This window comes from uncultured Nevskia sp., assembly GCF_903885465.1.
Taxonomy (GTDB): domain Bacteria; phylum Pseudomonadota; class Gammaproteobacteria; order Nevskiales; family Nevskiaceae; genus Nevskia.
In genome coordinates this window covers 1-7,483 of sequence record NZ_CAISIQ010000137.1, presented here as the reverse complement: position 1 = coordinate 7,483, position 7,483 = coordinate 1, and the positions used below count along the sequence as shown (strand labels likewise).

At 61.6% G+C, this 7,483-nt stretch carries 7 protein-coding genes; 5 read left to right on the top strand and 2 right to left on the bottom strand.

Annotation, left to right across the window (positions count from 1 at the left end):
- The first annotated feature begins 7 nt into the window (after nucleotides 1–7).
- From add to QZY06_RS05045, 5 genes are read left to right on the top strand one after another with little or no spacing between them, the layout of a single operon-like run.
- Nucleotides 8–1,003, top strand: coding sequence for an adenosine deaminase (gene add / locus QZY06_RS05065; RefSeq protein ID WP_295681045.1), 996 nt, complete (start codon nucleotides 8–10; stop codon nucleotides 1,001–1,003).
- A gap of 17 nt (nucleotides 1,004–1,020) precedes the next feature.
- Complete coding sequence (locus QZY06_RS05060; RefSeq protein WP_295681043.1) at nucleotides 1,021–2,091, top strand: purine nucleoside permease; 1,071 nt, start codon at nucleotides 1,021–1,023, stop codon at nucleotides 2,089–2,091.
- Nucleotides 2,092–2,097: 6 nt separating this feature from the next.
- On the top strand, nucleotides 2,098–2,940 hold the full coding sequence (gene mtnN / locus QZY06_RS05055; protein WP_295681041.1) for a 5'-methylthioadenosine/S-adenosylhomocysteine nucleosidase: 843 nt from the start codon (nucleotides 2,098–2,100) through the stop codon (nucleotides 2,938–2,940).
- A gap of 11 nt (nucleotides 2,941–2,951) precedes the next feature.
- Entirely contained in the window at nucleotides 2,952–4,376 is a 1,425-nt protein-coding gene (locus QZY06_RS05050; RefSeq protein WP_295681038.1) for an adenosine deaminase, read from the top strand.
- Between the two features lie 18 nt (nucleotides 4,377–4,394).
- Nucleotides 4,395–5,816: an adenosine deaminase gene (locus QZY06_RS05045; RefSeq protein ID WP_295681036.1), complete on the top strand. Its 1,422-nt coding sequence runs from the start codon at nucleotides 4,395–4,397 to the stop codon at nucleotides 5,814–5,816.
- Between the two features lie 162 nt (nucleotides 5,817–5,978).
- Here the strand turns inward: QZY06_RS05045 and QZY06_RS05040 are convergent, their stop codons facing one another.
- Complete coding sequence (locus QZY06_RS05040; protein WP_295681033.1) at nucleotides 5,979–6,350, bottom strand: nuclear transport factor 2 family protein; 372 nt, start codon at nucleotides 6,348–6,350, stop codon at nucleotides 5,979–5,981.
- An 11-nt stretch (nucleotides 6,351–6,361) separates the two neighbouring features.
- Nucleotides 6,362–7,345: an MBL fold metallo-hydrolase gene (locus tag QZY06_RS05035; RefSeq protein WP_295681030.1), complete on the bottom strand. Its 984-nt coding sequence runs from the start codon at nucleotides 7,343–7,345 to the stop codon at nucleotides 6,362–6,364.
- Nucleotides 7,346–7,483: the final 138 nt, after the last annotated feature.

Sequence of the window (7,483 nt, the reverse complement as noted above, 5' to 3'; positions counted from 1 at the left end):
CGCCTTCATCGAACAACTGCCAAAGGCCGAGCTGCACGTGCATCTCGAAGGCACGCTGGAGCCGGAGCTGAGCTTCGCACTGGCGGCGCGTAATGGCGTGGCGCTGGGGCATGACACGCCGGAAGCGCTGATCGCCGCCTACAACTTCCACGATCTGCCGTCGTTCCTGACTATCTATTACAAGGCGATGGAAGTGCTGCTCACCGAGCAGGATTTCTTCGACATGACCTGGGCCTATCTGAGCAAGACCCGCTCGCAGAACGTTCTTTACTGCGAGATGTTCTTTGATCCTCAGGCCCATACCAATCGCGGCGTGGCTTTCGACACGGTGATCCAGGGCATCCACCGCGCACAGGTACAGGCTGCCAGCGAACTGGGCGTCGAATCGCAGCTGGTGATGTGCTTCCTGCGCGAGCTGTCCGCCGAATCGGCGATGCAGACCCTGCTTGCGTCGCTGCCGTACAAGGACTGGATCGTCGGCGTCGGTCTCGATTCCGACGAAAAGAACAACCCGCCGATCAAGTTCGCCGAAGTGTTCGCGCGTGCCCGCGCTGAAGGCTACCGGCTGACCATGCACTGCGACGTCAACCAGCAGAACACGCTGGTGCATATCCGCCAGTGCCTCGACGACATCGTCGTCGACCGCATCGATCACGGCGTCAACTCGCTGGAAGACCCGGAAATCTGCGCCGAGATCGCTCGTCGCGGCATCGGCCTGACGGTCTGCCCGGTGTCGAACCGCTTCGTCGTCCAGAACCTCACCGGCGACGAGATCCGCCGGATGCTGGCACTCGGCATGAAGGCGACGATCAACTCCGACGATCCGGCCTACTTCCGCGGCTACATGAACGAGAACCTGATCGCCCTGCATGAAGACGCCGGCTTCGAGGCCGCCGAAATCACCCGGCTGGTGCGCAACAGCTTCGAAGTCGCCTGGCTCAGCGATGCGCGCCGCAGCCATTACCTCGGCCTGCTCGACCAGAACCTCGCCGCCCAAGCTTGAACACCCACGGACTCGCCATGTCGCTTCGATTGCTGCTGCCGCTGTTACTCGTCGCCACCCTCGCCGCCTGCTCGAAACTCGAAAGCAAGCTTGCCGTCACCGTGCCGATTCCGATCAAGGTGGTTGTGGTCAGCATGTTCGAGAAAGGCAAGCCGACCGGCGATGAACCCGGTGAATTCCAGTTCTGGATCGAGCGCCAGAAGCTCACCGAACTGCCGTTCCCGATGGGCGAATACCCGATCTACGTCAACGAGGCCGGCCTGCTGGCGATCTGCACCGGTGGCGGCATCACCAATGCCGCGACCTCGGTGATGGCGCTCGGTGTCGACCCGCGCTTCGATCTGAGCAAGGCCTACTGGCTGATCACCGGCATCGGCGGTGGCGATCCGCAAGACGTATCGCTGGGCACGGCGGTCTGGGCGAAGCATGTCGTCGATGGCGATCTGCTCTACGAGATCGACGCCCGCGAAATCCCGAAGGACTGGCCCTACGGCCTGCTGCCGCTCGGCGCCAAGAAGCCGAACGACAAGGCCGATGGCTGGACCGTCGACACCATCCACTTTCCGCTCAACGCAGCACTCACCGAGTGGGCTTACGCGCTGACCAAGGATCATCCTGTTGCCGACAGTCCGGGCATCGCCGCCTTCCGCAAGCAGTTCGAGGGCTATCCGAATGCGGTGAAACCGCCGTTCGTGACCATCGGCGACACCATGTCGTCGAGCACCTACTTCCACGGTGACCTGCTGACGAAATGGGCCAACGACTGGATGAAACTGCAGGCCGGTCCGGACGCCAACTTCATGATGTCGGCGATGGAAGACAGCGGCTCGCTGACGGCGCTGCGCCGGCTGTCGCGCAACAAGCTGGTCGATCTCGATCGGGTGATGGTGCTGCGCACCGCAAGCAACTACAGCATGCAGCCGCCAGGCAAGGAAGCGGCCTGGAGCACCACGGCCGAGTACCCGGAGAACGGCGTGCCGGCGCTCGAAGCGGCGTACCAGGTCGGCAACATCGTGGTCCAGAAACTCATCACCGAATGGCCGAGCTATGTCGACCATGTGCCCGGCGTCGCCGACAAGACCAAGTAAGCAATCATGAAAATCCAATACAAGCTGATCGCTGTTCTGGCTCTGCTTTCCGGTGCTGCGCAGGCGCTCGATGCGCCTGACAAGCCGCTGCACTACAAGCCAAGCGACACCATTCTGATTCTCGGCGCCGTGCCGCAGGAAATCCCACCGTTCGTCGAGGCGATGAAGGACGCGAAGAAGAAGGACCTGCAGGGCATTCCCTACTGGCAGGGCCATATCGAAGGCAAACCGGTGGTGGTGGCGATCACCGGCATCGGCAAGACCTACACCGCGATGACCACGACCTTGTTCGTCGGCGCGTTCAAGCCGCGCCTGGTGCTGATGAGCGGCACCGGTGCACGCACCAATCTGGATCTGCGCACCGGCGATGTCATCGTCGCCACCGTCATGCACGAACATGACTACGGCAGCCTGACCAGCAAGGACATGGTCTTTCGTCCGATGAACAGCCCGATCGACGGCCACGAAGTCGAGAACGCGTTCTCGCCCTCGCCTGCGCTGCTGAAGCTCGCCGACCAGGCGATCGCGACTTACCAAGGCCCGGAAGTCACCGCCAATGACGCGACTTACAAGGTCAAGGTGCGGCGCGGTGTCGTCTCTTCATCGGACCTCTTCGGCGTCACCGCGGCGCGCATCGAGATCCTGCGCTCGCAGTTCCACAACGACATCATGGAAATGGAATCGGCCCCGCTGGGCCATGTCTGCGAAACCCTGGGCGTGCCGTACATCGTGGTCCGCGCCGGCAGCAATGTCGCCCAGGAAGCGCCGAATGACGACTACCTGCGCCTCGGGCCGATCGCCGCCAAGCAGGCGGCGTATTTCAGCCTGCATCTGCTCAAGTACCTCTGACAGAGATTGCCATGCGCACGTTAGCGACTGCCCTGCTGGCCATCGGCACTTTGTTCGGCTCCGCCACGCAGGCGGCTGATTCTTGGTTCGAGAAGTTCAAGGCCGAGGCCACGCCGGATCAGCTCTACCGCTTCCTGTATGCGCTGCCGAAGGGCGGCGATCTGCACAACCATCTGTCCGGCGGCGTGCGTTCCGAATGGATGTGGGATGCGGCGATCGCGCAGGGCGAACACGGTTACAGCTACTACACCAAGGTGCGCATCAACAATTGCGCGGGCTACGGCACCAACGAGTACGGCCAGCACCCGTATTTATTGTTATTCGTGAACATGCAGGCATCGAGCTACAAGGAACTCGATGCCTGCCAGAAGTCCGAGTACAAGCGGCTGCAGGATCTGACGCCGGCCGAGAAAACCGCCTGGCTCGACAGCATCCGCCTCGATCGTGATTACGAAGGCCGCAACGAATTCTTCGGCCACTGGGCGCGGCTGAACGATCTCTGGCGCAATCCTTACGTCACCGCCGACATCCTCTATCGCGACATGCAGGCCTTCGGCAAGGAAGGCGTGGTCTACCTCGAACTGCAGGACGCGCCGCTCGGCTACATCAAGCCGGATGGCAGTGCTTTCCCACCGGACGAGATGCTCGACATCATTCGCAAGCGGCTCGCGGCGTCCGATGCCAAGGCCACCGGTGTCGAAGTGCGCTTCCAGTCCACGGTGCTGCGCTTTGCCGGCGATGCCGAAGATCAGCTGAAGGCGCTGTATCCGTTCACCGATCAGCACCGCGATCTCTATGTCGGCATCAACCTGGTCGGCCGCGAAGACAATGACAAGGGCTATCCGCTGCGCTTCCTGCCGACCTTCCGCGAACTGCGCAAGCATTATCCGGACGTGCATCTGTCGATCCATGCCGGTGAAGTCGACGAGCCGAACGAGCATATCCGCGACACCCTGCTACTCGGTGCCGAGCGCATCGGCCATGGCGTCAACCTGATCAGCGATCCGGAAACCATGCTGCGGATGCGCAACGGCCCGTACATGGTCGAGATCAATCTGATCAGCAATCTGCTGCTCGAATACGTGCAGAACTTCCAGCAGCATCCGTTCCCGGAATACCTGCGCACCGGGATCCCGGTCGCCTTGTCGACCGACGATCGCGGCATGTGGGACTCGAACATGACCGACGAGTACTTCGTCGCCGTGCGCGAGTTCAATCTGTCCTGGGAGGAGATCGTCCAGCTTGGCCGCAACTCGCTGAAGTATTCCTTCGTCCAAGAGCCGGTGAAGCAGAAGCTGCTCAAGGATTACGAAGCGAGAGTCGAACGCTACAAGGCGCAGTTCCAGAGCCGCGGTTTGAACGGGCTCAAAAGCGTCAAGCCGGTGAGCTATTCATTCACCTGCAAGCGTTATCAGCTGTGTCTGCCCCAAGAGTGATCGGGGAATGATCCAGTGATGTCGAAACTGATCCTGACGCTTTGCCTGATCGTCTGCAGCCTGCCGCTGCGAGCCGCCGAACCCTGGTTCGAGAAGCTCAAGGCAGAAGCAACGCCAGACCAGATGTATCGCTTTCTGTACGCGCTGCCGAAAGGCGGCGATCTGCACAATCACCTGACCGGTGCCGGCCTGTCCGAGTGGTGGTGGGATGCGGCGATCGCCCAGCAGGCGCGTGGCTACACCTATTACACCAAGGTTCGCATCAACAACTGCCTGCCCTACGGCAGCAACGAATACAGCTTCGCGCCCTATCTGATCCTGTTCCGCACCTTGCAGAAATCGAGCTACGACCAGCTCGATGCCTGTCAGCAATCCGAGTACAAGCGCTTCCAGGATCTGAGTGCCGTTGAGAAGCAGGGCTGGCTCGACAGCATCCGGCTCGACAAGAGCTACGAAGGCCGCAACGAATTCTTCGGCCGTCACTGGGAACGCCTCAACGAACTCTGGCGCAACCCCTATGTGGTCGCCGAAATCCTGTTCAGGAACATGCAGGCCTTCGGCAAGGAAGGACTCGCCTATCTCGAAACCCAGGAAGGCCCGGAAGGCCAGCTCAAGGCCGACGGCACCACCTTCAGCGATGACGAAACGGTGGCGATCTATCGCCAGCGGCTGGCCGATGCCGATGCGAAAGCGACGGGTGTGACCGTGCGCTTCCAGTCGTCGATCCTGCGTTTCCTGCCCGGTGCCGAGCAGGACCTCAAGGACCTGTACGCGTTCACGGCAAAGCACCGCGATCTCTGGGTCGGCGTCAACATGGTCGGCCGCGAGGATGACGACAAGGGTTATCCGCTGCGCTTCCTGCCGACGCTCCGCGAACTGCGCAAGCAGTATCCGGACATCCATCTGTCGATCCACGCCGGCGAAGTGGACGAGCCGAATCATCACGTGCGCGACACCTTGCAGATCGGTGCCGAGCGCATCGGTCACGGCAACAATCTGATCACCGATCCGGACACCATGCTGCTGATGCGCAATGGGCCGTACATGGTCGAGATCAACCTGATCAGCAATCTGCTGCTCGAATACGTGCAGAACTTCCAGCAGCATCCGTTCCCGGAATACCTGCGCACCGGGATCCCGGTGGCGCTGTCGACCGACGATCGCGGCATGTGGGACTCGAACATGACCGACGAATACTTCGTCGCCGTGCGCGAGTTCAATCTGTCCTGGGAAGAGATCGTGCTGATCGGCCGCAACTCGCTGAAGTATTCCTTCGTCGAGGAACCGGTCAAGCAGAAGCTGCTCAAGGACTACGACACGCGTGTCGCGCGCTACAAGGCGCAGTTTCAGAGCAAGGGGCTGGATGGTTTGAAAGCGGTCAAGCCGGTCAGCTACTCGTTTACCTGCAAGCACTACCAGCTCTGTTTGCCGCGCGAGTGATGGGAGGTTAGAAAATCTTTCCTTCAAGTGCCACCAATACTCGTCATTCCCGCGCAGGCGGGAATCCAGTTCTGATGCGGCGCGCTACAGCCCAAACTGGATGCCCGCCTGCGCGGGCATGACTGGCTTTTGCGTGTCCAACTAGGATCTGGACACTAGGTCTCAGCTACCGAGATAGCGCTCCGGCACCGGCAGCTGATTGAGCCGGAAGAACGACAGCTGATCGAAGTAGCCGCGCTGAAAGACGATGCTGCCCTGCTGCACGTGGAAGAAGCCGCAGCCGCGCAAGCCGTTCGGATCGCGCCATTCCAGGATCGCCCATTCGCCGTCCTCGAACAGATTCTCGATCAGGCAGACCATCTGCGCTCGGCCAAATTCGGTCTGGAACATCTGCCGGATCGCCTCGCGGCCATGCAGCGGTTCCATCACCACTTGATGGTTGATCGCGTGCTCGGCGTAGAGCGCTGCCAATCCTTCGATGTCGGCAGCGTTGAACCGGCGGACCCATTCCTGCACGAGCTGTTTCGGTGCCATCTGCAAACTCCTTACGGTGCCGCGTACGAGGCCTTGCGATCGACTTCGGGCAGGTCGTCGGTGCTGCCCGGCGCCTGCACGTGGATCGAGCTGCCGATCTCGATCACCATGCGGTCATAGCCCATTTCCAGCGGGCCGTCGTAGCCGGCCTTGCGCACGCGCTGCAGGATCGTCTTGTCGCCATCGCGTCCCGGCAACTCCTTCTTGACGATGTGGGAGAACACGGCCAGACGAGGCTGGTCCTGCTGGAACACCTTGGCAGCCTGCTCTGGCGTGGTCAGCTTGCCGAGCACCGGCCCCATCTCGGCGGCATCGCCGAGACGTTTGCTCATTGCCACGACGTTGTGGACGATCAGATCGACGCCGCGTCCGGCTTTCACCAGATTGTCCGAGTACGTGGTGTCGCCGGACAGCAACACCGAGCGGCCCTGGTAGTCGACGCGATAGCCATAGGCCGGATTGCCATCGTCGTGCCAGACCGAGAAGGCGCGGACTTTCACGCCGCCGCGATCATAGATGTCGCCGTCCTTGATCTCGGTGACGGTGACGCCGAGGTTCTCGACCTTGTTGAAGGCATTGGCGCGATGGGCCACGTCGAACTGGTACATGGCGCGCATGCCCGCGATCATCGTCGCGGTGCCAGTCGGCCCCCAGACCTCCATCGGCCGGTCGCGTCCAAGCAGGAACCAGGGCGTCATCCACAGCGAAGGCAGGCCCTCGATGTGATCGTTGTGCAGATGGGTGAGGAAGACCTGGGTCACGTCGGTGACCTTGACGCGCGATTCGTAGAGTCGTTGCAGCACGCCGCGGCCTGCGTCGAACAACAGCTGCTGCCCACCCGCTTCGACCAAGGTGGCCACGCCCTGGCGATCGGGCGTCAGCTCCGGCCCGCCAGTGCCGAGCAGGATCACGCGGATCGTGCCGTCTTCAGTCGATTCGCCCTGTGCAGCGGGCAGGAGCGACAGCAGCAACAGCAGTGGAATGACTAGCTTCATCGATTGGCCATCAGATCAGCCACCGTAAGTTGCCGCGAACCGTGACTGCAGGTAGTCGTAGGCGAGGATCGGCGGATACTTCGCGGCACTGCCGGCCGGCACGCAGCTCGGGATCGCGCTGACCAGCGCCTCCGGATT

Coding starts and splice junctions, on each gene's coding strand:
- QZY06_RS05060 (WP_295681043.1), top strand. CDS start 1,021: ATGTCGCTTCGATTGCTGCTGCCGCTGTTACTCGTCGCCACCCTCGCC.
- mtnN (WP_295681041.1), top strand. CDS start 2,098: ATGAAAATCCAATACAAGCTGATCGCTGTTCTGGCTCTGCTTTCCGGT.
- QZY06_RS05050 (WP_295681038.1), top strand. CDS start 2,952: ATGCGCACGTTAGCGACTGCCCTGCTGGCCATCGGCACTTTGTTCGGC.
- QZY06_RS05045 (WP_295681036.1), top strand. CDS start 4,395: ATGTCGAAACTGATCCTGACGCTTTGCCTGATCGTCTGCAGCCTGCCG.
- QZY06_RS05040 (WP_295681033.1), bottom strand. CDS start 6,350: ATGGCACCGAAACAGCTCGTGCAGGAATGGGTCCGCCGGTTCAACGCT.
- QZY06_RS05035 (WP_295681030.1), bottom strand. CDS start 7,345: ATGAAGCTAGTCATTCCACTGCTGTTGCTGCTGTCGCTCCTGCCCGCT.